General features: G+C 71.6%; 19 protein-coding genes and 1 tRNA gene. 11 read left to right on the top strand and 9 right to left on the bottom strand.

Features of this window, described 5'->3' with window-relative positions:
* Positions 1-294: 294 nt before the first annotated feature.
* Positions 295-1,977, bottom strand: coding sequence for a urocanate hydratase (gene hutU / locus OHA17_RS23965; protein WP_406508312.1), 1,683 nt, complete (start codon positions 1,975-1,977; stop codon positions 295-297).
* A 115-nt stretch (positions 1,978-2,092) separates the two neighbouring features.
* On the opposite strand from hutU, the gene OHA17_RS23960 reads away from it, so the two are divergent.
* The gene (locus OHA17_RS23960; protein WP_406508311.1) at positions 2,093-3,439 is read left to right on the top strand and encodes a diaminopimelate decarboxylase; all 1,347 of its coding nucleotides are present in this window, start codon (positions 2,093-2,095) and stop codon (positions 3,437-3,439) included.
* Positions 3,440-3,452: 13 nt separating this feature from the next.
* On the opposite strand, the gene OHA17_RS23955 is transcribed toward OHA17_RS23960, so the two are convergent.
* The 3 genes from OHA17_RS23955 to OHA17_RS23945 form a co-directional block, all read right to left on the bottom strand.
* A complete protein-coding gene (locus OHA17_RS23955; RefSeq protein WP_406508310.1) occupies positions 3,453-4,019 on the bottom strand; it encodes a hypothetical protein in 567 nt (188 codons plus the stop codon).
* 76 nt (positions 4,020-4,095) lie between these two features.
* Positions 4,096-4,935 (bottom strand): MurR/RpiR family transcriptional regulator, encoded by an 840-nt coding sequence (locus OHA17_RS23950; RefSeq protein ID WP_406508309.1) that lies wholly within the window; start codon positions 4,933-4,935, stop codon positions 4,096-4,098.
* An 11-nt stretch (positions 4,936-4,946) separates the two neighbouring features.
* The gene (locus OHA17_RS23945) at positions 4,947-6,446 is read right to left on the bottom strand and encodes an aromatic amino acid ammonia-lyase (protein WP_398875926.1); all 1,500 of its coding nucleotides are present in this window, start codon (positions 6,444-6,446) and stop codon (positions 4,947-4,949) included.
* Between the two features lie 142 nt (positions 6,447-6,588).
* Here OHA17_RS23945 and OHA17_RS23940 point away from each other — a divergent pair, with 142 nt between their 5' ends.
* Together OHA17_RS23940 and OHA17_RS23935 are read left to right on the top strand one after the other, a co-directional pair.
* Positions 6,589-8,034, top strand: coding sequence for a purine-cytosine permease family protein (locus tag OHA17_RS23940; protein ID WP_406508308.1), 1,446 nt, complete (start codon positions 6,589-6,591; stop codon positions 8,032-8,034).
* Positions 8,021-8,464 (top strand): hypothetical protein, encoded by a 444-nt coding sequence (locus OHA17_RS23935; protein ID WP_406508307.1) that lies wholly within the window; start codon positions 8,021-8,023, stop codon positions 8,462-8,464. The genes OHA17_RS23940 and OHA17_RS23935 overlap by 14 nt, the downstream gene beginning before the upstream one ends.
* 423 nt (positions 8,465-8,887) lie before the next feature.
* Here the strand turns inward: OHA17_RS23935 and OHA17_RS23930 are convergent, their stop codons facing one another.
* Positions 8,888-10,276: a cystathionine beta-synthase gene (locus tag OHA17_RS23930; protein WP_053725058.1), complete on the bottom strand. Its 1,389-nt coding sequence runs from the start codon at positions 10,274-10,276 to the stop codon at positions 8,888-8,890.
* A gap of 164 nt (positions 10,277-10,440) precedes the next feature.
* Between OHA17_RS23930 and OHA17_RS23925 the strand changes: the two genes are divergently transcribed.
* The 3 genes from OHA17_RS23925 to OHA17_RS23915 all read left to right on the top strand — a co-directional run bounded on the left by OHA17_RS23925 (position 10,441) and on the right by OHA17_RS23915 (position 14,088).
* Positions 10,441-11,427: an SGNH/GDSL hydrolase family protein gene (locus OHA17_RS23925; RefSeq protein ID WP_398876190.1), complete on the top strand. Its 987-nt coding sequence runs from the start codon at positions 10,441-10,443 to the stop codon at positions 11,425-11,427.
* Between the two features lie 200 nt (positions 11,428-11,627).
* Positions 11,628-12,848 carry an acetyl-CoA C-acetyltransferase gene (locus OHA17_RS23920; protein WP_406508306.1) on the top strand — a complete coding sequence of 407 codons (1,221 nt, stop codon included), beginning with the start codon at positions 11,628-11,630 and terminating at the stop codon, positions 12,846-12,848.
* Between the two features lie 421 nt (positions 12,849-13,269).
* On the top strand, positions 13,270-14,088 hold the full coding sequence (locus OHA17_RS23915; RefSeq protein WP_199826911.1) for a hypothetical protein: 819 nt from the start codon (positions 13,270-13,272) through the stop codon (positions 14,086-14,088).
* Positions 14,089-14,113: 25 nt separating this feature from the next.
* Here the strand turns inward: OHA17_RS23915 and OHA17_RS23910 are convergent, their stop codons facing one another.
* A complete protein-coding gene (locus tag OHA17_RS23910; protein ID WP_406508305.1) occupies positions 14,114-14,440 on the bottom strand; it encodes a hypothetical protein in 327 nt (108 codons plus the stop codon).
* A gap of 100 nt (positions 14,441-14,540) precedes the next feature.
* Between OHA17_RS23910 and OHA17_RS23905 the strand changes: the two genes are divergently transcribed.
* From OHA17_RS23905 to OHA17_RS23895, 3 genes are all read left to right on the top strand, one after another.
* Positions 14,541-14,771, top strand: coding sequence for a DUF4287 domain-containing protein (locus tag OHA17_RS23905; RefSeq protein ID WP_053725101.1), 231 nt, complete (start codon positions 14,541-14,543; stop codon positions 14,769-14,771).
* Between the two features lie 325 nt (positions 14,772-15,096).
* Entirely contained in the window at positions 15,097-16,497 is a 1,401-nt protein-coding gene (locus OHA17_RS23900; RefSeq protein WP_406508304.1) for a glycoside hydrolase family 16 protein, read from the top strand.
* 17 nt (positions 16,498-16,514) lie between these two features.
* Positions 16,515-17,708, top strand: coding sequence for a glycoside hydrolase family 64 protein (locus tag OHA17_RS23895; protein ID WP_406508303.1), 1,194 nt, complete (start codon positions 16,515-16,517; stop codon positions 17,706-17,708).
* A 70-nt stretch (positions 17,709-17,778) separates the two neighbouring features.
* On the opposite strand, the gene OHA17_RS23890 is transcribed toward OHA17_RS23895, so the two are convergent.
* Positions 17,779-18,642: a Bax inhibitor-1/YccA family protein gene (locus OHA17_RS23890; protein ID WP_406508302.1), complete on the bottom strand. Its 864-nt coding sequence runs from the start codon at positions 18,640-18,642 to the stop codon at positions 17,779-17,781.
* Positions 18,643-18,797: 155 nt separating this feature from the next.
* Positions 18,798-18,879 (bottom strand) — tRNA-Leu (locus OHA17_RS23885).
* Positions 18,880-19,324: 445 nt separating this feature from the next.
* Between OHA17_RS23885 and OHA17_RS23880 the strand changes: the two genes are divergently transcribed.
* Both OHA17_RS23880 and OHA17_RS23875 read left to right on the top strand, forming a co-directional pair.
* Positions 19,325-20,095 (top strand): ABC transporter ATP-binding protein, encoded by a 771-nt coding sequence (locus OHA17_RS23880; RefSeq protein WP_398875935.1) that lies wholly within the window; start codon positions 19,325-19,327, stop codon positions 20,093-20,095.
* 180 nt (positions 20,096-20,275) lie between these two features.
* Positions 20,276-22,807 carry an ABC transporter permease gene (locus OHA17_RS23875; protein WP_406508301.1) on the top strand — a complete coding sequence of 844 codons (2,532 nt, stop codon included), beginning with the start codon at positions 20,276-20,278 and terminating at the stop codon, positions 22,805-22,807.
* A gap of 77 nt (positions 22,808-22,884) precedes the next feature.
* Here OHA17_RS23875 and OHA17_RS23870 read toward each other — a convergent pair whose 3' ends face one another.
* Positions 22,885-24,177, bottom strand: a complete 1,293-nt coding sequence (locus tag OHA17_RS23870; protein ID WP_406508300.1) for a class I SAM-dependent methyltransferase — start codon at positions 24,175-24,177, stop codon at positions 22,885-22,887.
* Positions 24,178-24,223 lie beyond the last annotated feature (46 nt).

The raw sequence follows: 24,223 nt of genomic DNA, 5'->3' as shown, positions 1-24,223 counted from the left end.
CGCAGTTCCCCGCGCCCCTGGCAGCGCCGGGTACAGCGGCGCCTTCAGCCCCTGGGGGTACCCCCTGGACGGAGTCCTTGGGGGAGATTGAGGACGAGCGCCCTTCAAGCGCGAACGGGGTCTGGGGCGGAGCCCCAGCGGCGCCGGGTACGGGCACGCCCTTGGCAGGGTCGATCCCGGCAGCGGCGGGCGTCTTCAGCCCGTCCGGCGTTTGAGGACGAGCGCCCTCAAGGCGCGACTGGGGGTCCGGGGGCAGCGCCCCCGGTTCGGGAAGGGGCGGGGTGGGGGAAAGACTCACTCGCCGTCACCCTCCCGCATCGGGATGCGGACCCCGCGCTCGTCCGCCACCCGCTCCGCGATGTCGTACCCGGCGTCGACATGCCGGATGACGCCCATGCCGGGGTCATTGGTGAGGACGCGCCGGATCTTCTCGCCCGCCAGCTTCGTGCCGTCCGCCACGGACACCTGGCCCGCGTGGATGGAGCGGCCCATGCCGACGCCGCCGCCGTGGTGGATGGACACCCAGGACGCACCCGACGCGACGTTCACCATCGCGTTCAGGAGCGGCCAGTCGGCGATCGCGTCGGAGCCGTCCAGCATCGCCTCGGTCTCGCGGTACGGGGAGGCCACCGAGCCGCAGTCCAGGTGGTCGCGGCCGATCGCGAGGGGGGCGGCGAGGGTGCCGTTGGCGACCATGTCGTTGAACATGTCGCCCGCCTTGTCGCGCTCCCCCTGGCCGAGCCAGCAGATGCGCGCCGGGAGGCCCTGGAAGTGGACGCGCTCGCCGGCCATCTTGATCCAGCGGTGCAGCGACTCGTTCTCGGGGAAGAGGTCGAGGAGCGCCTTGTCCGTCTTCGCGATGTCGGACGCCTCGCCCGACAGGGCCGCCCAGCGGAAGGGGCCCTTGCCCTCGCAGAACAGCGGGCGGATGTAGGCCGGCACGAAGCCGGGGAACGCGAACGCCCGCTCGTAGCCCGCGAGTTGGGCCTCGCCGCGGATGGAGTTGCCGTAGTCGAAGACCTCGGCGCCGGCGTCCATGAAGCCGACCATCGCCTCGACGTGCTTGGCCATCGACTCGCGGGCCCGGGTCGTGAAGCCCGCCGGGTCCTTCGCCGCGTACGACGCCATGTCGTCGAAGTCCACGCCGACGGGGAGGTACGCGAGCGGGTCGTGGGCCGAGGTCTGGTCGGTCACGATGTCGATCGGGGCGCCTTCGGCGAGCATGCGCGGGAGCAGCTCCGCCGCGTTGCCGAGGAGGCCGATGGAGAGCGGGCGGCGGGCGTCGCGGGCCTCTACGGCGAGCTGGAGGGCGTGCTCCAGGGAGTCCGCCTTCACGTCCAGGTAGCGGTGCTCGATGCGGCGCTCGATGGCGCGCGGGTCGACGTCGATACAGATCGCGACGCCGTCGTTCATGGTCACGGCGAGCGGCTGGGCGCCGCCCATGCCGCCGAGGCCGGCGGTCAGGGTGATCGTTCCGGCGAGGGTGCCGTTGACCCCTTTACCGATTGAATGCAGCTTGGCGGCGACCGCGGCGAACGTCTCGTACGTGCCCTGGAGGATGCCCTGCGTGCCGATGTAGATCCAGGAGCCGGCCGTCATCTGGCCGTACATGGTGAGGCCGAGGGCCTCCAGACGGCGGAACTCCTCCCAGTTGGCCCAGTCGCCGACCAGGTTGGAGTTGGCGATCAGGACGCGCGGCGCCCACTCGTGGGTCTGCATGACGCCGACGGGGCGGCCGGACTGGACCAGCATCGTCTCGTCCTGCTTGAGCGTGCGCAGCGTACGCACCATGGCGTCGAAGGAGCGCCAGTCGCGGGCGGCCTTGCCGGTGCCGCCGTAGACGACGAGCTGGTCGGGGTGCTCGGCGACCTCGGGGTCGAGGTTGTTCTGGAGCATGCGCAGCGCGGCTTCCTGCTGCCATCCCAGGGCGCTCAGTTCCGTGCCGCGCGGTGCCCGTACGGGGCGGGGTCCTGACATGGCGGTGCCTCCTCGTGACCTGATCCAGATATTCACATCCTGTGTCACTGAATAGAACTAGTCAATAGATGCGTACCCTCTGCACTCGGGGCCACCCGGTGATTGGCTTGATCGCATGACTTCCCAGGCAACGTCCCGCGCCGCCGGGACCGCCGCGGCGGAGCGCCGCGAACAGGCCGTGCGGGCCGCGGTCGAGCAGGGCCTGGCCGGGCCCGACGTCCCCATCGTCGCCCTCCTCGACACCGCCGGCATCCGCGCGGGCGCGGCCGCCCTGCGCGCCGCCTTCGCCGCCGTCACCGACGCACCGGTGCTGCACGCCTTCGCGGTGAAGGCCTGCCCGCTGGTCCCGGTCCTGCGGCTGCTGCTCGCCGAGGGCCTGGGCGCCGAGGTCGCGAGCCCGGGCGAGCTCGCGCTGGCCAGGGCCGCCGGGATCCGCCCCGCGGCCACCGTGCTCGACTCCCCCGCCAAGACCCCGGCCGAGCTGCGCGAGGCGCTGGCCCTGGGCATCGCCGTGAACGCGGACAACCCCCAGGAGCTCGCCCGCCTGGACGCCCTCGTGTCCTCGGCGCCGAGCGCCTCGCCCCTGGGCATCCGGGTCAACCCGCAGCTCGGCGCGGGGTCCATCGACGCGCTGTCCACGGCGACGGCCACGTCCAAGTTCGGGGTCGCGCTGCTCGACGACGGCGCCCGGGACTGGGTCGTACGGGCGTATGCGGAGCGCCCCTGGCTGACCCGGCTGCACACGCACTCCGGGTCGCAGGGCGTGGCGCTCTCCCTCATGGCACGGGGCGTGCGGGCCGCCCACGAGCTCGCGGAGGAGATCAACGCGGCGGTGGGGCGGCAGCAGGTCGACACGATCGACATCGGCGGCGGCCTCCCCGTCAACTTCGGGTCCGACGAAGAGACGCCTACGTATGCCGCTTACGCGAGCCTCCTTAAGGAGGAGGTGCCGGGACTGTTCGACGGACGGTACGGCCTGGTGACGGAGTTCGGCCGCTCACTGCTCGCCAAGCACGGTCTGGTGCTCGCCCGGGTCGAGTACGCGAAGAGCTCGGGCGGCCGCCCCATCGCGGTCACCCACGCGGGCGTGCAGATCGCGGCCCGCACCGTGTACGCGCCCGCCTCCTGGCCGCTGCGGATCGAGGCGTACGACGCGAAGGGCCGCCCCAAGCAGGGCCCGCCCGTCGCCCAGGACATCGCGGGGCCCGCCTGCTTCGCCGGGGACCTGCTCGCCGAGAACCGCCCGCTGCCCCTGCTCGAACAGGGCGACTTCACGGGAGTCCTGGACACGGGCGCGTACTACTTCGCCCACCACTACTCCTACAACTCCCTTGCCAGGCCCGGGATTTACGGCTTCACGGCCACGGCGGACGGGGTGAGGTTCGCGACGGTGCGCGACCCGCAGCCCATCGCGGACCTGGTCGAGGAGGCGGGCGGCGCCCACGCGGACGCCCTGCTCTGAGAGAGCTCCGAGTTCAGCGGCGCCGGGCCCCGCCGGGCGCCGCGTCCCCCGCGCCGAGCCCGGTCGCCCGGAAGCCCCGCACCTTCTTGCCCACCGGCGCGCCCTTCGCCGCCCAGTCCGTGCGGACCCAGATCAGCGCGTCGCCCGCACGCTCCAGGCGCCCCAGCCAGCCCGCCTTCAGCCACAGGCCCGCGCCCGCGCCCGCCATCAGCAGGCCGCCCGCGCCGGGCAGCGCGAAGGAGGAGCCCGCCGCCGCGAGGAAGCCGAGCAGCAGCCACCAGCGCCAGGCCCGCCGCCAGGTGCGTACGGTCACGACACGGTCCTGGAGGAAGTCCGCCTTGGCGGCGCGGGACGCGGCCTTCGCGAAGTGCGTGTAGCGGCGGCGCCGGGCCACGAACACGACGGCCGCCGCGACGAGGAACAGCGCGGCCCCCGCGAGCAGCCCGATCCGGCGGCCCGTCAGGCTCACCGGGAGCACGGCCCCGAGGCCCGCGGCCAGCAGGCCCAGCCACCACAGCGGGGCCGCCCCGGCCCGTACGATCACCGCCACGCGCGCCAGCGCCTGCCCTCCGCGACCCACGTCCCACCTCCATGCCTCGCATTACTGGCGCGGACGTTAGCCGGGCAATCTGAGCGGTTCCTTAAGGGACCTGGCGTTACTCCACGAACAGGCCGCGCGCCGCCGCCTTCGCGTCGAACTCCTCCAGGCGGGCCTGCGCGTCCGGCAGGTCGTCGCACATGGCTTCCAGGAGGACCCGGCCAAGCAGCATCGGCGCGCAGGCCGTGTCGAAGGCGAGGCCGGTGCCGACGGCCGCCGGGATCAGCAGGTCGCTGTACTTGGCGACCGGCGCGAACGCCGAGTCGGCGACCGTGACCACGGTGAGCCCGGCCGACTGCGCGTACGCGAGCGCCTCGACGACCTCCTTGGGATGGCGCGGCAGCGCGAAGCACAGCAGGGCCGAGGCCCCGGCCCGCAGCGCCGCGTCGATCCGGTCGGCCAGCATGGTGCCGCCCTCGTCGAGCAGGCGGACGTCGGGGTGCACCTTGGCCGCGAAGTAGGCGAAGCCGCGGGCCTGCGAGGAGGCCGCGCGCAGGCCGAGCACGGGCAGCGGCCGGGAGGCGGCGAGCAGCCGGCCCGCGTCCTCGACCGGGCGCGGATCGGCGAGGAGACCGGCCAGGTGCTGGAGGTTCTCGATCTCGGCCTGCACGGCCTGCTGGTACTCGTTGTACGAGGTCTCGGCCTCCTGGCCGGTCGCGGCGGGGGCGACCTCGCGCAGGTGGCGGCGGAGCGCCGGGTAGCCGTCGAAGCCGAGGGCGACCGCGAACCGGGTCACCGACGGCTGGCTGACGCCGGCGAGTTCGGCGAGTTCGACGCTGGACAGGAAGGGCACGTCGGCGGCGCGGCGCACCATGCAGTGTGCGATGCGCCGCTGCGTCGGGGTCAGCCTGCGCCCCTCGAAGAGCTGTTGCAGCCGTGCGGCAGGGCCCTCGCTCATGCCGTCCCCCTTCATGCGTACAGATCCTTGAACCGGTCGAGCAGTGCGGCCGCCCGGTCGACGTCCGCGGTCAGCGGCCGGTCGGTGACGTCCTCGTCGAGCACGGACTCGGCGAGCGCGAACGCCCGCCCGACCGGAAGTTCCGGGTCCGGGCGCAGATCGCGCTGGCGCAACGCCCGTACCGCCGCGACGAGTTCGCACCCCACCACCAGTCGCAGCGCCCCGCCCAGCCGCAGCGTCTGACGGGCCGCGAGCGAGGCGAAGCTGGCCTGCTCCTCGACGCCCCGAGAGAGTACAGCGTGGCCCAGTGAGGCCGGGGCGGCGAAGGCCCGCAGATCACCGAGGGCGGCGCCGGCCGCGTACTCCAGGATCATCACGCCGGACGAGGCGGGCTCGGCGTCCGCGAGGAAGGGCTTCAGGCGGGTGTAGGCGGGCTCGTTGAGGGCGGAGAGGCGCGAGGTGGACAGGCGGGCGACCTGGGTGACGGCGAGCCTGAAGTGGTCGAGCGCCAGGGCGAGTTGGGCCAGATAGAACCCGCCGTGGTGGTAGGCGGCGAGGTCGTCGGGCGAGATCAGCGGGTTCTCGGCGGCGGCGTTGATCTCGATCGCGAGGACCCGCTCCAGGGCGTCGGCGGCGTCGTGCGCGGGCCCGTGGATCTGCGGCAGGCAGCGGAATCCGTACGGGTCCTGGATGCGGCCGAGCGGCGGGGTCGGCCGCTCGGGGGCGCCGAGCAGTTCGCGCATGCGGGCGGCAGTGGCGTACGAGCCGGGGTGCGGGCGCGCCGCGTGCACGGGCTCCGCGTACGCCTCGTAGGAGCCGTCGACGGCGAGCAGCGAGAAGGCGCCCACGATCTCGGTGGCCGACACCAGGCGGCGCAGCTCGTCCAGGGCGAGCGCGGACTGGCCCAGGGTCAGGGCGTTGGAACTGATCAGCGCCAGCGCGTCGTTGTTGTCGAGGGGCTGCGCCTCGGGCTCGGGGCCGCCCTGCCAGGGGTGTTCCCCGGCGAGCGCGAGGCCGACCTGGGCGAGGGCGGCGATGTCCCCGGTGCCGACCGAGCCGAACTCGTTGACCACCGGCTGCGCCCCGGCCTCCAGGGCCTCGCACAGCGCGGTGACCACGGTCGGGCGGAGGCCCGCGCCGCCCGCGAGCAGCTGGTTGGCCCGCACCGCGAGCATCGCGCGGACCTCGCGGGCGGGCAGCGGGTCGCCGATCGCCCCGGCGTGGCTGCGCAGCAGGCGCAGGCCGTGGCCCGCGGCGGCCTCGGTGGGCACGGCCTCGGTGCGGTTGGCGCCGACTCCGGTCGAGCGGCCGTACACCCGCCCGGAGGCGGCGAGTTCGCGCGCGGTGTGCCAGGCGTGCTCGACGCGCCGCATCGCCTCGGTGCCGGGCACGGGGCGCGCGGTTCCATCGGCGAGCCGGACGACGTCGGCGACGGGCAGGGTCTCGCCGTCGAGCACGACGATCCCGGTCGGCGAATCCTGCGAGGCGTCCACGACGTGGGACGACAACATGCGCGATCACCACCATTTCCGGACGCGGCGCCAAGGGCCCGGGCCTGAGCCATTGACAAGTTATTCAGACACCCAGAACTCTGCATGACGATATACAGCCGGGCAAGCCTGCACCGCCTCCTCGTCGCGAAGGAGCACCCCCATGACCGCATCCCCCGAACCCTCAGGGCCGGGCGCCTCCCTCGTCGAGCGCCGCTCCATCGACGTCGTCCCGGACGCCGAGCGCCACGGCAGCGCCTTCAGCCAGTTCACGCTGTGGCTCGGCGCCAACCTCCAGATCACCGCCGTCGTGACCGGCGCCCTCGCGGTGGTCTTCGGCGGCGGCGCGTTCTGGTCGCTGATCGGCCTCGTCGTCGGCAACCTGCTCGGCGGCGCCGTGATGGCCCTGCACTCGGCGCAGGGCCCGCGCCTGGGGCTGCCGCAGATGATCTCCTCGCGGGCCCAGTTCGGCGTGCGCGGGGCGGTGGTGCCGCTGCTCCTGGTGATCGTGATGTACGTCGGCTTCTTCGCCAGCGGCAGCGTGCTCGCGGGCCAGGCGACCGGCGAGCTCACCCACCTCGGCGAGACCCCCGGCATCATCATCTTCGCCCTGGTCACCGCCGTGACCGCGACGATCGGCTACCGGGTGATCCACGCGCTCGGCCGGGTGGCGAGCGTGATCTGCGCGCTGGCCTTCGTCTACCTGGGCATACGCCTGCTCGACCGGATCGACCTGACGGCGGTCCTGCACGACCGCGCCTTCCACCTCCCGATGTTCCTGCTCGCGGTCTCCCTCTCGGCGTCCTGGCAGCTCGCGTTCGGCCCGTACGTCGCGGACTACTCGCGCTACCTGCCCCGCACGACCAGCACCCGCGCCACGTTCTGGTGGACGCTGGCGGGCTCGGCGCTGGGCTCCCAGTGGTCGATGACCTTCGGCGTGCTGGTCGCGGCGACCGCCGGCGACGCCTTCCTCGCCAACCAGGTCGGGTACGTCGTCGGGCTCGGCGGCACCGGCCTGATCGCCTCGTTCCTGTACTTCACGATCGCGCTGGGCAAGCTCACGATCAACGTGCTCAACACCTACGGCGGGTTCATGTCGATGGTGACCAGCGTCAGCGGCTTCCGCGCCCAGAAAACGATCGGGCCGCGCGCCCGCGCCCTCTACATCGGCGGCATCATGCTGGCCGGCACGGCGGTGGCGCTCGCGGGCAAGGACTCGTTCCTGACCTCGTTCAAGGACTTCCTGCTCTTCCTGCTCACCTTCTTCACACCGTGGTCCGCGATCAACCTGGTCGACTACTACCTGATCTCCCGCGAGCGCTACGACATCCCGGCCCTCTTCGACCCCCGCGGCCGCTACGGCGCCTGGCGCTGGGACGCGCTGTCGGTGTACGTGATCGGGGTGCTCGCCCAGCTCCCGTTCCTGGCCACGAGCTTCTACACGGGCCCACTGGTCGGGCGGCTCGGCGGCGCCGACGTCTCGTGGATCGTGGGCCTGGCCGTCCCTGCGGCGCTCTTCTTCGTGCTGGCACGAGGAAGAAATACGGGGGGTACCCCCCGTGCGGACGAGGCCTCCGCTCCGTACCGTCAAGTGCATGGATGCCCGTGACACCGAGCCCCGGCCCAGCCTCCTGAAGGACGCCGAGCTCAAGAAGGAACTCGACGCCACCCTGCATGCCCGTCGGGACCTCGGCCCCGAGTACGAGTCCGCGCTCGTCGACTCCTTCCTGGAGAAGGTCGAGCAGCGGGTCGACGGCTCGGTGGACCGGCGGGTGCGGCGGCAGCTGGCGGAGCAGCAGATGGTCGTGGCCCGCGGCGGCCGCCCGGCCCGGGGCGGCCCGGAGAGCCACTTCGGCGAGCGCTTCGGCTTCGCCATGATCTCGCTGATCCTCGCGATACCGCTGTCCGCGATCGGCGCGGCGCAAGCCGGTTACCCCGGGCTGCTCACCACCTGGCTCGGCATCGTCGCCGTGAACGCCGTGCACGCGGCACACCGCTGGCCGTGGCAGCTCTTCCGGCGGCCCCGCGAAGACGACTGAGCCACAACTTCCGTACGGGGGTGGCGAGTTGGGCCAACGCGGGCCCGGAATCAGGGTGGGCGCCGGCTCCGGAAAAAGAGTGGGCGCCGACCCCGGAAAAAGGTGATCGCGGGGACCGCCGCACCCCCGGTCGCCCGGGGGGCGGGACGACGGCGGTCCCCGCGAGGGACACGGTCCCGGGTCAGGGCCGGTCTCCGCGTCCTGGGCGTCCGTGGAAGTCCGGGAGCCGCTCCGGAAGTTCCTCGACGCCGCTGGTGGCGCCGGCCGGGGCCCCCTGCCCGGGTTCCCCTGCCGACATCCACCACTGTGCACGAGCCGTGTTAAGCGGGTGCTGCGCGCACATGTCGCGCTCGTACCGGTTGCGCGACTTCGGCTGCCTCGGCCACTCCCGCTCCCCCTGGGGGAGTTGGAGCGGCCGTCGGCCTACTGCGGGGTGCGGGCCAGGAAGGCCAGCAGGTCCTGGCGGCTGACCACCCCGGTCGGCTTGCCCTCGACGATCACGATCGCCGCGTCCGCCTTGCCGAGCACGGACATCAGGTCGCCGACCGGCTCGCCCGAGCCGACCTGCGGCAGCGGCGCGCTCATGTGCTTCTCCAGCGCGTCGTCCAACAGGGCCCGCTGGGTGAACAGGGCGTCGAGCAGCTCGCGTTCGACGACCGAGCCGATGACCTCGGCGGCCATCACATCGGGGTGACCCGCGCCCGGCTTCACGATGGGCATCTGCGAGACGCCGTACTCGCGGAGCACCTCGATGGCCTGGCCGACCGTCTCCTCGGGGTGCATGTGCACCAGCGAGGGAAGGTGACCGGCTTCCTTGTAGCCGAGCACGTCGGCGACGCGCGCGGAGGGACCGGCCTCCTCCAGGAAGCCGTAGTCCGCCATCCACTCGTCGTTGAAGATCTTCGACAGGTAGCCGCGGCCGGAGTCCGGCAGGAGCACGACGACCACGTCGTCGGGGCCGAGGCCCTCGGCGACCTTGAGCGCGGCCACAACGGCCATGCCGCAGGAGCCGCCGACCAGGAGGCCCTCCTCCTTGGCCAGGCGCCGGGTCATCTGGAAGGAGTCCTTGTCGGACACCGCGACGATCTCGTCGGTGACGTCCTGGTCGTAGGCGGTCGGCCAGAAGTCCTCGCCGACGCCCTCCACCAGGTACGGACGCCCGGAGCCGCCGCTGTAGACGGAGCCCTCCGGGTCGGCGCCGACGATCCTCACCTTGCCGTCGCTGGCCTCCTTGAGGTAGCGGCCGGTGCCGGAGATGGTGCCGCCGGTGCCGACGCCCGCGACGAAGTGGGTGATCTTCCCCTCCGTCTGCTCCCACAGCTCGGGGCCGGTGGTCTCGTAGTGCGAACGGGGGTTGTTCGGGTTGCTGTACTGGTCCGGCTTCCAGGCCCCCGGCGTCTCGCGCACCAGGCGGTCCGAGACGTTGTAGTACGAGTCGGGGTGCTCCGGGTCGACCGCCGTCGGGCAGACCACGACCTCGGCGCCGTACGCCCGCAGCACGTTGATCTTGTCCGTGGAGACCTTGTCAGGGCAGACGAAGATGCACTTGTAGCCCTTCTGCTGGGCCACGATGGCCAGGCCCACGCCCGTGTTGCCGCTGGTCGGCTCCACGATCGTGCCGCCGGGCTTGAGGGCGCCGGACTGCTCGGCCGCCTCGATCATGCGGACGGCGATCCGGTCCTTCACCGAGCCGCCCGGGTTGAAGTACTCGACCTTGGCCAGGACTGTCGCCTGAATGCCCTGGGTCACACTGTTGAGCCTCACCAGCGGGGTGTTGCCTACGAGGCTGATCATCGAGTCGTGGAATCGCACCGTTGTCTCCGGGTCTCCGATTAGGTACCGCCAGCGTATGCGGACCACGACGGGGTGTTCACCTCTGCACTGGATTGAGCGGCACCCGCTACCGGGCAGTTAGCTGTTGTACGACTGCAAGCTCCAGGGAGGTGGCGGTGGCGGGGACTCTGTCGAGAGCGAGGGTGGCACGGCGGATCGCGACGGGCGCGGCGTTCGGCGGCGGCGGCATCGGGCTGCTCGCGGGGGCCGCGGTGGGCGTCGTCCTGGCCGAGCTGGCGCTCGCGAAACGCACGGTGGGCGGCGGCTCCCCGCAGGCCCCGAACGCGGACGGGCTGTACGGAACGGCCTTCGCCGACGGTACGCAGCCGCTCAGGCTCGGCATGCTGGGCGACTCCACGGCGGCCGGCCAGGGCGTGCGAAGAGCGGGCCAGACCCCGGCCGCCCTGCTCGCCTCGGGGCTCGCGGCGGTCGCCGAGCGCATGGTGACGCTGCGGAACGTGGCGCTGCCCGGGGCCCGCTCCGACGACCTCGAACGCCAGGTGTCCCTGCTGCTCGCCGACCCCGCCCGCGTCCCCGACGTCTGCGTGATCATGATCGGCGCGAACGACGTCACCACCCGGATGGCACCCACCACCTCGGTGCGCTACCTGTCGACCGCGGTACGCCGGCTGCGTACCGCCGGGGCCGAAGTGGTCGTCGGGACCTGCCCCGACCTCGGCACCATCGAGCCCGTCTACCAGCCGCTGCGCTGGCTGGCCCGGCGGGTCTCGCGCCAGCTCGCCGCGGCGCAGACGATCGTGGTGGTGGAGCAGGGCGGCCGCACGGTGTCGCTGGGCCATCTGCTCGGCCCGGAGTTCGAGGCGAACCCGCGGGAGCTGTTCGGGCCCGACAACTACCACCCCTCGGCCGAGGGGTACGCGACCGCGGCGATGGCGGTGCTGCCCACGCTGTGCGCCGCGCTCGGCCTGTGGCCGGAGTCCGACCACCCCGACGCCTCGCGCGACGAGGACATCCTGCCGGTGGCGAAGGCGGCCTCGGCCGCGGCGGCCCAGGCGGGCACGGAGGTCACGGCGGCCCGCGCGCCCTGGGCCCTGCTCAAGCACCGGCGTCGGCGGCGCCTGCCGGACCCGGTGGAGCCGACCCGCAACGGCTCGCACACGAGACGGTGACGACGGGCGCCCCGGGGTTGTCCCGGGGCCCTGGGCGACCAGTCGGCCCGGTACCGGGCGGGCCGCCGAGAACTCCACCGGACGGCCACTGAGCAACCGCTTAGAAAAGAGTCCCGCATCACACGCCACCCCGGATGACCAATCCAGTACGTGCGGGTAACTTCCCAAGGAGTCCTGCCTTCCCATCCCCTGGAGCCGTGATGCCCGAAGCCGTGATCGTCTCGACCGCCCGCTCCCCCATCGGCCGCGCCTTCAAGGGCTCGCTCAAGGACCTCCGCCCCGACGACCTCACGGCCACGATCATCCAGGCCGCCCTCGCCAAGGTCCCCGAGCTGGACCCCCGCGACATCGACGACCTGATGCTCGGCTGCGGCCTGCCCGGCGGCGAGCAGGGCCACAACCTGGGCCGCATCGTGGCCGTGCAGATGGGCATGGACCACCTGCCGGGCTGCACGATCACCCGGTACTGCTCGTCCTCGCTCCAGACCTCCCGGATGGCGCTGCACGCCATCAAGGCGGGCGAGGGCGACGTGTTCATCTCGGCCGGTGTCGAGATGGTGTCCCGCTCGGTCAAGGGCAGCAGCGACGGCCTCCCCGACACCCACAACCCGTTCTTCGCCGACGCCGAGGCACGCACCGCCGCCGTCGCGCAGTCCGAGGGCGCCAACTGGCACGACCCGCGCGAGGACGGTCTCGTCCCGGACGCGTACATCGCGATGGGCCAGACCGCCGAGAACCTCGCCCGCCTCAAGGGCATCTCGCGCCAGGAGATGGACGAGTTCGGCGTGCGCTCGCAGAACCTCGCCGAGGAAGCCATCAAGAACGGCTTCTGGGAGCGCGAGATCACCCCGGTGACGACGCCGGACGGCACCGTGGTCAGCAAGGACGACGGCCCGCGCGCGGGCGTCACCGTCGAGGGCGTCCAGGGCCTCAAGCCCGTCTTCCGCCCGGACGGACTCGTCACCGCCGGCAACTGCTGCCCGCTGAACGACGGCGCCGCGGCCCTCGTGATCATGAGCGACACCAAGGCGCGCGAGCTCGGCCTGACCCCGCTGGCCCGCATCGTCTCCACCGGCGTCACGGGCCTGTCGCCCGAGATCATGGGCCTCGGCCCGGTCGAGGCCTCCCGCCAGGCGCTGAAGCGCGCCGGACTCACCGTCGACGACATCGACCTCTTCGAGATCAACGAGGCCTTCGCCGCCCAGGTGATCCCGTCCTACCAGGACCTCGGCATCCCGCTGGACAAGCTGAACGTCAACGGCGGCGCCATCGCGGTCGGCCACCCCTTCGGCATGACCGGCGCCCGCATCACCGGCACGCTGATCAACAGCCTCCAGTTCCACGACAAGCAGTTCGGTCTGGAGACCATGTGCGTCGGCGGCGGCCAGGGCATGGCGATGGTCATCGAGCGGCTCAGCTGAGACCTCGGCCGAAGTCTCGACCGAAGTCTCGGCCGGAACCTCGGCCGGAACCTCGGCCAGAGACGCCCCGGGCGGCCGGAGCGCTGCGTTGACGCGTGGTCGACGCAGCGTTGACGCCCCGGCCGCCACAGGTTGAACGCACAGCGCGACCCTCGGGTCCCTGACCTGGGCTCCCGCGTCCCACAGGCCACGCACAGCCAATCGTTCCGCGTCCTAACCGTGACCGAATCTCCCCCAGGATGTGACGTATCTCCTGCGGGGAACACGTTCTCCCAGGTCAGGGACGATATGCCGGTAAACCTGAGGCTCAAAGACCTGTCCATTTCGTGACGTAATGCACTGACACCGGGAGCGAGCTCACGACAAGCTGATGTAGGAAGTCGGGGAATCGTTTGAATCCGGGAGTAAGTCAGTGAGCGCCATGCCTCTTGCCCTGCTGCTGACCACGGCCGCTGCCACGGCCGTGGGCGCCGCTGCCCTGCACGCTGCCCACGGGCTGCGCAAGCAGGTCGTGGCTCTGCGCGAAGACCTGGCAGCCGCCCGTGCCGAACACCGCGCCGACCAGAGCGTCTCCCTGCCCCAGCAGGCCCGCTCCAGCGCGACCCCGGCCGCCGAAATACGCGCCGCCGTCGCCGAGGCCCTCGCCGAGGAGCGGGAGCGCGAGCTGGCCGAGGCGCGCGCCTTCTGGGCCGCCCAGGAGGCCAGGGACGCCGCCGACGCGCCCTCCCCGATGCTGGGCGGGCTCGCGGGGCTCGGTGAGGACGCCGCGTTCTTCCTGCCCCGCCAGGCGGACTTCACGGGCCTGGAGGCCGAGGCCCTGGAGATGGCCGAGGCGCTGGAGACCGCGGAGGAGTTCCCCGAGGACTCCCCCGAGCTCGCCGCGGCCCGCCGCCGCCACCCCTCGCACCCCGACTTCGTACCGGTCCAGACGCCCGTCGTCGCCGACCACGAGGCCACCGTCTCCCGCCTGGAGGAGCTCGCCGAGTCCCGTACCGCCCTCGCGGACGTGCGCCCGGGGCCGCTCGGCACGCTCGACGTGTACGTCTTCGCCGACGGCACCACGCTCTGCATGACCCCGGGCCACCGCGAGACCGCGGAGCGCCTCGCGGACGCCCTGCGCGACGGCGACGCCCCGGTGCTGCTCGGCGGCTCCGGAGTGTCCGGCGCGTACGCGCTGACCTTCTCGTGCGGCCAGGAGAGCGTCTACATCCTCGCGGACCGGGTCATCGCCTCGCTCTGACGGCGAGGGCCACTCCCGGGGGCGGCTAGCCGAAGGCCCGCGCCCCCGCGGCTTCCACCAGCTCCACGGCCCCGTCCGGCTCCCCGCCGGGCGGGGTCTTCGCCGTGCGCAGCGCCTGCGCCAAATCCCGTCCGGCGACCAGGACTTGGTCCGCGACCGCGAACACGCCGGCGTCCGGCATGATCCGCGGCTCGCGCCCGGGGTCCTCGACGCGCTGCGCACGGACCGCCAACTCCCGGGCCAGCGCCAGCCCTTCGGCCGCCGCGCCACGCCGCAGCCGGCTCTCGGGAGCGGCACGCAGCCGGTCGGCGAAGCGGTCCACGGCCAAGATCAACGGGTTCACATCGAGCACGCCGCGACCCTACGCGCCTCCCCCGCACTGTTGCCAATACGCGAACCCTCAGGCACGGTGCAGTGAAGGACCAGTAAGCGCAATGCCTCCGGAGGCGCCGATGTCCCAAGTCTTCTCCGAAGAGACCCATCGCAACCTGCTTTCCCGCATCCCCCATTGCACCGGTCGTGAAGTGTCCGACTGGCTCCGCACCGTCGAGGAAGGCCCCTCCCTCTTCCGTTTCGAGGAGAAGGTCAGCTGGCTCCGGAGCGAGCACGATCTCGCCTATGGGCACGCCAAGGCGATCATCCATGAGTACGACCTGAGGCGGGCCGCGCGCCGCCTGCTCTAGCTCCGGGAGGAACTCCGCCGCCAGGCTTCCCGCAGGGAAGCGCACCGCCCCTTCGCCCCGCCGATGACCGGTCGGCGGGGCGAAGTGCTGCCCGGACGCCCCCCGGCGCCCGGTCCGGATGCCCCGGTCCACACCGGCACGAGCTCTCCCGCCCCACCGCCCTCACGCGCCTGCACGCGCCTTCAGTAGGTGAACTCCCCATCCCTTCAAGGGCTTTCACCGCTTTACCTCTTGACGCTCCGGACGACGGGGAGCACAGTGACCGCGCAGCCCGTCGTTGAGAGCGCTCTCAGAGCGCTCTCTTTCCGAGAGAGGCACCCCCCACATGCACCCGACGCCCCACAGACGCAGCCCGGCCGGGCGAGCCGTGATCGCCGTGCTCTCCACCCTCGGCCTCGCCGCGGCCTCCGCCGCGGTGGTCGCCCTGCCCGCCAGCGCCTCAGCCCCGCCGCCCCCGGCGGGCTGGACCACGGTGTTCAGCGACGACTTCAACGGCCCGGCCGGGTCCGGCGTGAACACCGCGAACTGGCAGTACACGACCGGCACCAGCTACCCCGGCGGCCCCGTCAACTTCGGCACCGGCGAGGTCGAGACGATGACCTCGTCCACCAACAACGTCTCCCTGGACGGCGCCGGGAACCTGCGCATCACCCCGCAGCGCGACGCCGCGGGCAACTGGACCTCCGGCCGCATCGAGACCAAGCGCTCCGACTTCCAGCCCCCGGCCGGCGGCAAGCTCCGCATCGAGGCGCGCCTGCAGATGCCGGACGTGACGGGCGCCGCCGCCAAGGGCTACTGGCCGGCCTTCTGGGCCCTCGGCTCGCCCTTCCGCGGCAACTGGTGGAACTGGCCCGGCATCGGCGAACTCGACGTCATGGAGAACGTCCAGGGCCTCAACAACAACTGGTCCACCATGCACTGCGGCACCAGCCCCGGCGGCCCCTGCAACGAGACCACCGGCATCGGCGGCCAGAAGGCCTGCGACGGAGCCACCTGCCAGGGCGGCTTCCACACGTACGCCGTCGAATGGGACCGCTCGGGCCCCACCGAACAGATGCGCTTCTACCTGGACGGCGTCAACTTCCACACCGTGAACCAGAACCAGGTCGACGCGACGACCTGGACGAACGCCACCAACCACGGCTACTTCGTCATCCTGAACGTCGCCATGGGCGGCGGCTTCCCCGACGCGTTCGGCGGCGGCCCCGACGCGGGCACCCAGCCCGGCCACCCGCTGGTCGTCGACTACGTCACCGTGCAGCAGGCAGCCGGCTCCGGCACCACCACCCCGCCCACCACACCCCCGGCCGGCAGCCGTGACGCCTACGGCACCATCCAGGCCGAGTCGTACGACCAGCAGTCCGGTGTGGTGAAGGAGACCACCACCGACAGCGGCGGCGGCCAGGACATCGGCTCCCTCGCCAACGGTGACTGGGCGCTCTACAAGGGCGTGGACTTCGGTACGACAGCGGCCAGGCAGTTCTCCGCGCGCGTGGCGAGCGGCGCGGCCGGCGGGGTCAGCGGCCTGGTGGAGGTGCGCCTGGACAGCCGGAGCAGCGCGCCCGTCGGCAGCTTCGCCGTGGCCAACACGGGCGGCTGGCAGAGCTGGCGCACCGTCCCGGCGAACATCAGCGGCGTGACCGGCACGCATGACGTGTACGTGACCTTCACGAGCGGCCAGGGCGCGGACTTCGCGAACGTCAACTGGCTCGCGTTCGGCCACTGATGAGGAGGCGGGCAGCCATGAAGACCGTACGGCTCCTCCTCGCGGCCGCGACCGCCGGCGCCCTGTTGTTCCTCGGCGCGGGCGGCGGCACGGCGACGGCCGCCAACACCCCGGCCGCCGCGGCCGGATTCCCGATCGTCTTCCAGAACAACACCCACGGCGCGTACGCCGACGCGCAGATCTACGTCACCGTGCTCGGCCAGATCACCCCCGGCCAGTGGTCGTACCTCAAGCCCGACGGCAGCACGGCCCACATCAACCACCTCGACGCGAACGCGCCGGGCCACCTCTCCAAGCGCGGTGTGAACTACCCGAACATGTCGTTCACCCTGGCCCAGGCGGGCGGCCGGGTCGCCTCCCCGTCCTCGATCCGCGGCGGCCGCGTCTACCTCTCGCTCGGCTCGCCGCTCTACATCCCGGTCTCGCCGGACGACCAGGGCTGGGGCGGCCCCGACCCGAACAACCCGTCCGACCCCAACAACGACGTCTACTACGACTGGTACGAGTACACCTTCGTCAACGGGCAGGCGGCGTACGGCGGGAACACCACCCAGGTCGACCAGTTCGGCTTCCCGATGACCTCCCGGCTGCGCCAGACCTCCAGCGGCTACGACACCACCCGCGGCATCACCAGGACCCGCGCCCAGGTCATGTCGGCGTACGCGGCGGGCGTCGGGGCGGCCTTCAAGCCGCTGCGGTCCACCTACCGGATCGTGGCCCCGCGCTCGGCCGCCGGCTTCCCGGCGGACTACCTGACCGCGACCATCGACCAGACCTGGAGCTACTACGCGTCCCACCCCTTCACCCTGAGCCTGCCGGGCGAGACGTTCTCCGGGCGGGTCGCGGGCGACACCCTGACCTTCACCAGGAACGGCGCGGGCCCCTTCACCCTGCACAAGCCGACCTCGCGCGAGGTCATGGCCTGCTCGGGTGCGCTCGCCTCGGGCGGCGACGAGGAGAAGCGGCTCGGCGCGGAGTTCTGCGCCGCGTTCAACCGGGGCGTGGCCCAGAACACCGCGCTGTGGCACACCCCGTCCGCGTACTACCAGGGCACGGCCGCCAAGAACGACTACGCGGCCTTCTTCCACACGGTCGGCCTGGACGGCCGCGCGTACGGCTTCCCGTACGACGACATCAATGACCAGTCCTCGGTACAGATCCTGGGCAACGCGAACCCGCCCACCGATCTGACGCTGTCGATCGGCTGGTGAGCACACGACGAGGGGCCCCGCCCGGCGGTGTGCCGGGCGGGGCCCCTCGTGACGTCCACCGTCGCCGGTGTCAGTCGTTGCCCTGCAGGATGGAGATCAGCCGCAGCGCCTCCAGGTAGATCCACACCAGGGTCATGGTGAGGCCGAAGGCCGCCAGCCAGGACTCCTCGCGCGGGGCCCCGTACGTGATCCCGTCCTCGACCTGCTTGAAGTCGATGGCCAGGAAGCAGGCGCCCAGGATGATGCCGATGATCCCGAAGAGGATGCCGAGGCCGCCACTGCGGAAGCCGAGGCCGTCGCCCCCGCCGATCGCCGAGAACAGCAGGTTGACCAGCATCAGCAGCATGAAGCCGATGGCCGCGGCCATGACGAAGCCGGTGAAGCGGCGGTTGACCCGGATCAGCCGGGTCTTGTAGGCGATGAGCACGCCGGCGAAGACCGCCATGGTGCCGAGCACCGCCTGCGGTACCGCACCCGCCGACACGTGCGTCGTGACGGCCGAGCTGATCACGCCGAGGAAGACGCCCTCGAAGGCGGCGTACCCGAGGATCAGCGCCGGCGTCGGCTTGCGCTTGAAGGACTGGACCATGGCGAGGACGAACGCGACCAGGGCCGCGCCGAACGCGATGCCGTACGACTTGCCGATGTGCGCCGCGTCGACCGGCAGCGCCAGCCACGCCACGACCGCACCGGCGACGACGGTGCCGAGCGTGATCGCGGTGCGCGCGACCACGTCGTCGATCGTCATCACACCGGAGCGGGCCGGCGCCTGCTGCGTGTCCTGCTGTGCGTACGGGTTCGTCGCGTACGGGTTCGTGGGCGCCTGCGCGTACGGGTTGCCCCCGGCCTGCGGCGACTGCGCGGTGTTGAAACCGGCGTAGCCGTTGTCGCGGCTGAACCCCCGTCGCGAGAAGACCGGGTTGCTGCTCCTCATCTCACTCCTCCATGGCCACCGTGCGCGGCCTTGCCGTCAAGAGTAATAGGCTCGCAAAGAAACGGACGTAATGCCTAGGGAGGATCTTCACGCGTGGAGGAGGGGGGTGCAAGGGTCCGACGACCCGACGCGCGGGAAGCCGGAACCTGCATGAGTGCCCGGAGCCGGACTCGAACCGGCACGGCCCGAAGGCCAGCGAGGTTTAAGCTCGCCGTGTCTGCGTTCCACCATCCGGGCAAGGGCGCGCGGCTCCGCGTTTCGCGGGACGAGCCTAGCCCGACGCATCCCCCGAACAGCGGAACAACCACCCGATGTTGTCTTATTTTATTGACGCCTGAGGGTGCGTCAGCACAGCTCGGGGCGGTGTTGGCACATGCCGGAGGCGGTTGGCAGGGCGTCCGGGGTACCCCGATATGCGGGCCCGGAATGACGGAAAGTCGATGCCCGATTCCGCCTCGCACCCCGACGCTGGCACAGCTCGCCGGAGTACGGCTTGAGCGGTGGCGGAGTCCGCCTCGATCCCGCGCGCTTCTCAGGGGTGCCGTCATACCTCAGGAGGACGGCGGGGGTTCTTCCGTCCGACTCAAGAGGGCCAGCGAACGGGCACAGGGACTGACGATGTGCCGCCGTACGGCGGCAAGGATGGAGAAGTCCCCGAAAGCCGTTCGACAGGAGTACCTCCGTGACCACCATCCCCACCGCACACCGCGCGACCGCGGTGGCCGCCCGCGCCGTCGAGCTGTCGAAGGTCTACGGCACGGGCGAGACCCAGGTGGTCGCCCTGGACCAGGTCACGGTCGACTTCCGGCAGGGCGAGTTCACCGCGATCATGGGCCCGTCGGGCTCCGGCAAGTCCACCCTGATGCACTGCGTCGCGGGCCTCGACTCCTTCAGCTCCGGCTCCGTCCGCATCGGTGAGACCGAGCTCGGCTCGCTCAAGGACAAGCAGCTCACGCAGCTGCGCCGCGACAAGATCGGCTTCATCTTCCAGGCGTTCAACCTGCTGCCCACGCTGACCGCCCTGGAGAACATCACGCTGCCCATGGACATCGCGGGCCGCAAGCCCAACAAGCAGTGGCTCGACCAGGTCATCTCCATGGTGGGCCTGGCCGACCGGCTCGGCCACCGCCCCACCCAGCTCTCCGGCGGCCAGCAGCAGCGCGTCGCCGTGGCCCGCGCGCTCGCCTCCCAGCCGGAGATCATCTTCGGCGACGAGCCGACCGGAAACCTGGACTCGCGCTCCGGCGCCGAGGTCCTCGGCTTCCTGCGCAACTCGGTGCGCGAGCTCGGGCAGACCGTCGTCATGGTGACCCACGACCCGGTCGCCGCGTCCTATGCGGACCGGGTCATATTCCTCGCCGACGGGCGGATCGTCGACGAGATGCTCCGGCCCAGCGCGGACGGGGTGCTCGACCGCATGAAGGCCTTCGACGCGAAGGGCCGCACCAGCTGACCCGGAGCCGTCGGGGGCCTTGCCCCCGAACCCCCGCAGCCAGCTGACTCCGGGCCCCGTGCCCGCACCCGGTACCGCAGGGGGCTCCGCCCCCGGACCCCGCTCCTCAAACGCCGGAGGGGCTGACTTTTGGCGCCCGGCGCCGCTACGGCCCGACCCGACCCAGGACTGAGAAACCCCATGTTCAAGACCGCCCTGCGCAACGTGCTCGCGCACAAGGCCCGGCTGTTGATGACGGTGCTCGCCGTCATGCTCGGCGTCGCCTTCGTCTCCGGCACGCTCGTCTTCACCGACACCCTCGGCAACGCCTTCCGCAACCAGTCGTCCAAGAGCTACGACAAGGTGGCCGTCGCCGTCACCACGTACGGCAGCCGTGACGACGTCGAGCGGGAGCCCGGTGTCAGCAAGCAGACCCTGCAGAAGATCGAGAAGCTCGACGGGGTCGCCTCGGCCACCGGCCGGGTGGACGGCTTCGCCGGTGTGGCCGGCACCGACGGCAAGCTGATCGGCCAGGGCTGGGCCAACAAGGGCGGCAACTTCGCCCCCGGCCAGGACGGCAAGGACCCGGCGTACACCTTCACGCAGGGCTCGGGCCCGGCGCGGGACGACCAGATCGCCCTCGACAAGGACACCGCCGACAAGGGCGAGTACGCGGTCGGCGACACCGTGCGGGTCGCCACCAACGGGCCGGTCAAGCAGTACAAGCTCGCCGGCGTCTTCACCACCGAGGACGGCCAGGTCAACGCGGGCGGCAGCCTCGTCCTGTTCGACACCTCCGTCGCCCAGCAGCTCTACCTCAAGCCGGGCTACTTCCAGAAGGTGAGCGTGGCCGCCGCCCCCGGCGCCGACGCCCAGAAGATCCTCACCGAGGTCAAGCCGCTGCTCCCCAAGGACGCCGACGCCAAAACCGGCAAGGCGCTCGCCGACCAGGAGGCCAAGGACATCGAGCAGGGCCTCAGCGGCCTCAACCAGACGCTGCTCGCCTTCGCCGCGATCGCGCTGTTCGTCGGCATCTTCCTGATCTCCAACACCTTCACCATGCTGGTCGCCCAGCGCACCCGTGAGCTCGCCCTGATGCGTGCCGTCGGCGCCTCGCGCGGCCAGGTCCGCCGCTCGGTGCTCGCCGAGGCCCTGGTGGTCGGCACCATCGCCTCCGCGATCGGCTTCGCGCTCGGTCTCGGCCTCGCGACCGGGCTGCGGTCCGCGATGGGTGCCTTCGGCGCCAAGCTGCCGGACGGCCCGCTGATCGTCTCGGCGACGCCGGTGATCGCCGCCCTCGCCGTCGGCGTCCTCGTCACCCTGATCGCCGCCCTGCTGCCCGCCTGGCGCGCCGCGAAGATCCCGCCGGTCGCCGCGATGAACAGCGTGCACGGCGTGGCCACCACCAAGTCCCTGGTCGTACGGAACTCCATCGGCGGCGTGATCACCCTCGCCGGTGCGGGCGCGGTCATGGCCGGTGCCGCCGCCGGCAAGGACGGCAAGATGCTCATCGGCCTCGGCGCCTTCCTCGCCCTGGTCGGCATCATCGTCCTGATCCCGCTCCTGTCCCGCCCGATCATCGCCCTCGTCCGGCCCGCGCTCAGCAAGGCGTTCGGCGTCTCCGGCAAGCTCGCCAGCCAGAACGCGGTGCGCAACCCGCGCCGCACCGGCGCCACCGCCTCCGCGCTCGCCATCGGCCTCACCCTGGTCACCGGCCTGTCCGTGCTCGGCGTCACGCTCGGCACCGCCATCGACAAGATGACGACCGACAACATCAAGGCCGACTACATGGTCCAGATGGCGGCCAACGGCTCCGGGCTCGACAAGGACGTCCTGTCCGCGCTGCGCAAGGCCCCGGGCGTCTCGGCGGTCTCCCCCAAGGAGTCCTCGTACCTCCAGCTCGACGGCCACGACCAGTCGGTGGCGGGCGTGACGCCCGGCGACATCGAGAAGGTCATCAACGTCGAGCCGGTGTCCGGCTCCCTCGCCACCCTCGGCCAGGGGCAGATAGCCGTCGACGACAAGACCGCCGCCAAGCACAACTGGAAGCCCGGCTCCAAGGTCGCCGTCGAGTTCGCGGACAAGAAGAAGGGCGAGCTCACGATCGGCGCGACGTACAAGGAGAACGAGTTCCTGGACTCGGTGCTCGCCCCGACCTCCGTGCTCGACCCGCACGAGACCAAGCCCTACATCCCGCAGATCTTCGTCAAGACGGACGGCGGCGCCACAAGCGCCAACGAGAAGGCCCTGGTCAGCGCGCTCGGTGACAACCCGGCGATCAGCATCATGGACCAGCAGGACATCCGCAACGAGTTCGGCGGCATGATCAACACGCTGCTCAACATCATGTACGGCCTGCTCGCGATGGCCCTGATCATCGCGGTCCTCGGTGTCGTCAACACGCTCGCGATGTCGGTGTTCGAGCGCCAGCAGGAGATCGGCATGCTGCGGGCGATCGGCCTGGACCGCCGCAAGGTCAAGCGCATGATCCGCCTGGAAGCCGTCGTCATCTCGATGTTCGGCGCGGTGATCGGCATCGGCCTCGGCTCCTTCCTCGCCTGGGCCATCGGCCAGACCATCAAGAAGTCCATCCCGAACTACGCCCTGGTCATCCCGTGGGACCGCATCGGCATCTTCCTGCTGCTCGCCGGCCTGGTGGGCGTGCTCGCCGCGATGTGGCCGGCCCGCAGCGCCGCGAAGCTCAACATGCTGACGGCCATCAAGACCGAGTAGTCGTCAAGTACCGCTGCGTGCAAGCGAGTTGAAGGGCCCCGGGAGTTCGACTCCCGGGGCCCTTCGACGTCCTGCGGTCAGTTCCAGGTGCGGGACCTCAGCGGCATTCCCGAGGCGCCGCCCACCGGGGTCTTCACCGCCAGGATCTGGTTGACCCCGATCCGGTTGCGCTCGAAGGAGAGCGCGGAGGCCGCCATGTAGAGCCGCCAGATCCGGGCCCGGCCGGGGCTGGTGTAGCGCACGGCGCGGGCCCAGTCGGACTCCAGGTTCGCCACCCAGTGACGCAGCGTCAGGGCGTAGTGCTCCCGGATCGGTTCGACGTCGCGGGCCTCGAACCCGGCCTCCTCCAAGGTGGCCAGGGTGCGGCCGACCGGGGCGAGCTCACCGTCGGGGAAGACGTACTTGTCGATGAACTCGTCGACCTGGTACGCCGATTCGTCCCGCTCGGGACGCCGGGCGATCTGGTGGTTGAGCAGCCGTCCGCCGTCCTTGAGCAGGGCGTACAGGATGTCGGCGTACTCCGCGTACCGCACCGTGCCGACGTGCTCGGCCATGCCGATGGAGGAGATCGCGTCGAACGGGCCGTCCTTGACCTCCCGGTAGTCCTGGACGCGGATCTCTATCCGGTCGGTGAGCCCCTCCTCGGCGATCCGCTTGCGGGCGAACGCGGCCTGTTCGCGCGACAGCGTGATGCCGACGACGCGCGCGCCGTACTCGCGGGCCGCGTGGATGGCCATCGAGCCCCAGCCGCAGCCGACGTCGAGCAGCCGATCGCCCTCCTTCAGGGCCAACTTGCGGCAGATCAGGTCGAGTTTGTCGCGCTGGGCGTCTTCGAGGGAGGCCCCGGGCGACTCCCAGTACGCGCACGAGTAGACCATCGACGGGCCGAGCACCAGCTCGTAGAAGTCGTTGCCGACGTCGTAGTGGTGGCTGATCGCCTCTTTGTCGCGGCGCTTGGTGTGCAGCCGGCCGGCGCGGCGCCGCATCTCCTCGGCGGGCGGGGGCGGCGGGGGCAGCGCGCCGCCCAGCTTCACCAGGGCCTTGGCGGCGGCCCGCAGCCTCGGGTCGCGCACCGGGTGGAGGGTGTCCTTGGGCTCGCCGCCGCGCTCCCAGATCAGCCCGGCCAGCAGGTCGAGGGCCGCGTACAGGTCGCCCTCGACGTCGATCTCGCCCGCCACCCAGGCGCGGGCCAGACCCAGTTCGCCCGGCTTCCACAGCAGTCGGCGCAGCGCGCGCCGATGGCGTACGACGAGCACCGGAGCGCCGGGCGGGCCCGCCTCACTGCCGTCCCACGCCCGGATGCGTACCGGGAGGGCCTCCCCCAGCAATTCCTCGGCAAGAGCGGTCAGCCGCAGCGCCGCGTCGGCCATGGTGCACACCTCCGTGCCTCGCAGAAATGTCTCAGCACCCCCGTCA

The organism is Streptomyces sp. NBC_00212 (assembly GCF_045206365.1).
GTDB lineage: Bacteria > Actinomycetota > Actinomycetes > Streptomycetales > Streptomycetaceae > Streptomyces.
The sequence above is the reverse complement of the archived record's forward strand: the minus strand, read 5'-3'. Positions and strand labels throughout refer to the sequence as shown.

What these genes read in the sequence shown, in the direction of transcription:
- OHA17_RS23900 (WP_406508304.1), top strand. Translation starts at nt 15,097, where the DNA reads ATGCACCCGACGCCCCACAGACGCAGCCCGGCCGGGCGAGCCGTGATC.
- OHA17_RS23895 (WP_406508303.1), top strand. Translation starts at nt 16,515, where the DNA reads ATGAAGACCGTACGGCTCCTCCTCGCGGCCGCGACCGCCGGCGCCCTG.
- hutU (WP_406508312.1), bottom strand. Translation starts at nt 1,977, where the DNA reads ATGTCAGGACCCCGCCCCGTACGGGCACCGCGCGGCACGGAACTGAGC.
- OHA17_RS23945 (WP_398875926.1), bottom strand. Translation starts at nt 6,446, where the DNA reads ATGTTGTCGTCCCACGTCGTGGACGCCTCGCAGGATTCGCCGACCGGG.
- OHA17_RS23870 (WP_406508300.1), bottom strand. Translation starts at nt 24,177, where the DNA reads ATGGCCGACGCGGCGCTGCGGCTGACCGCTCTTGCCGAGGAATTGCTG.
- OHA17_RS23875 (WP_406508301.1), top strand. Translation starts at nt 20,276, where the DNA reads ATGTTCAAGACCGCCCTGCGCAACGTGCTCGCGCACAAGGCCCGGCTG.
- OHA17_RS23935 (WP_406508307.1), top strand. Translation starts at nt 8,021, where the DNA reads ATGGATGCCCGTGACACCGAGCCCCGGCCCAGCCTCCTGAAGGACGCC.
- OHA17_RS23950 (WP_406508309.1), bottom strand. Translation starts at nt 4,935, where the DNA reads ATGAGCGAGGGCCCTGCCGCACGGCTGCAACAGCTCTTCGAGGGGCGC.
- OHA17_RS23940 (WP_406508308.1), top strand. Translation starts at nt 6,589, where the DNA reads ATGACCGCATCCCCCGAACCCTCAGGGCCGGGCGCCTCCCTCGTCGAG.
- OHA17_RS23960 (WP_406508311.1), top strand. Translation starts at nt 2,093, where the DNA reads ATGACTTCCCAGGCAACGTCCCGCGCCGCCGGGACCGCCGCGGCGGAG.
- OHA17_RS23905 (WP_053725101.1), top strand. Translation starts at nt 14,541, where the DNA reads ATGTCCCAAGTCTTCTCCGAAGAGACCCATCGCAACCTGCTTTCCCGC.
- OHA17_RS23920 (WP_406508306.1), top strand. Translation starts at nt 11,628, where the DNA reads ATGCCCGAAGCCGTGATCGTCTCGACCGCCCGCTCCCCCATCGGCCGC.
- OHA17_RS23915 (WP_199826911.1), top strand. Translation starts at nt 13,270, where the DNA reads ATGCCTCTTGCCCTGCTGCTGACCACGGCCGCTGCCACGGCCGTGGGC.
- OHA17_RS23890 (WP_406508302.1), bottom strand. Translation starts at nt 18,642, where the DNA reads ATGAGGAGCAGCAACCCGGTCTTCTCGCGACGGGGGTTCAGCCGCGAC.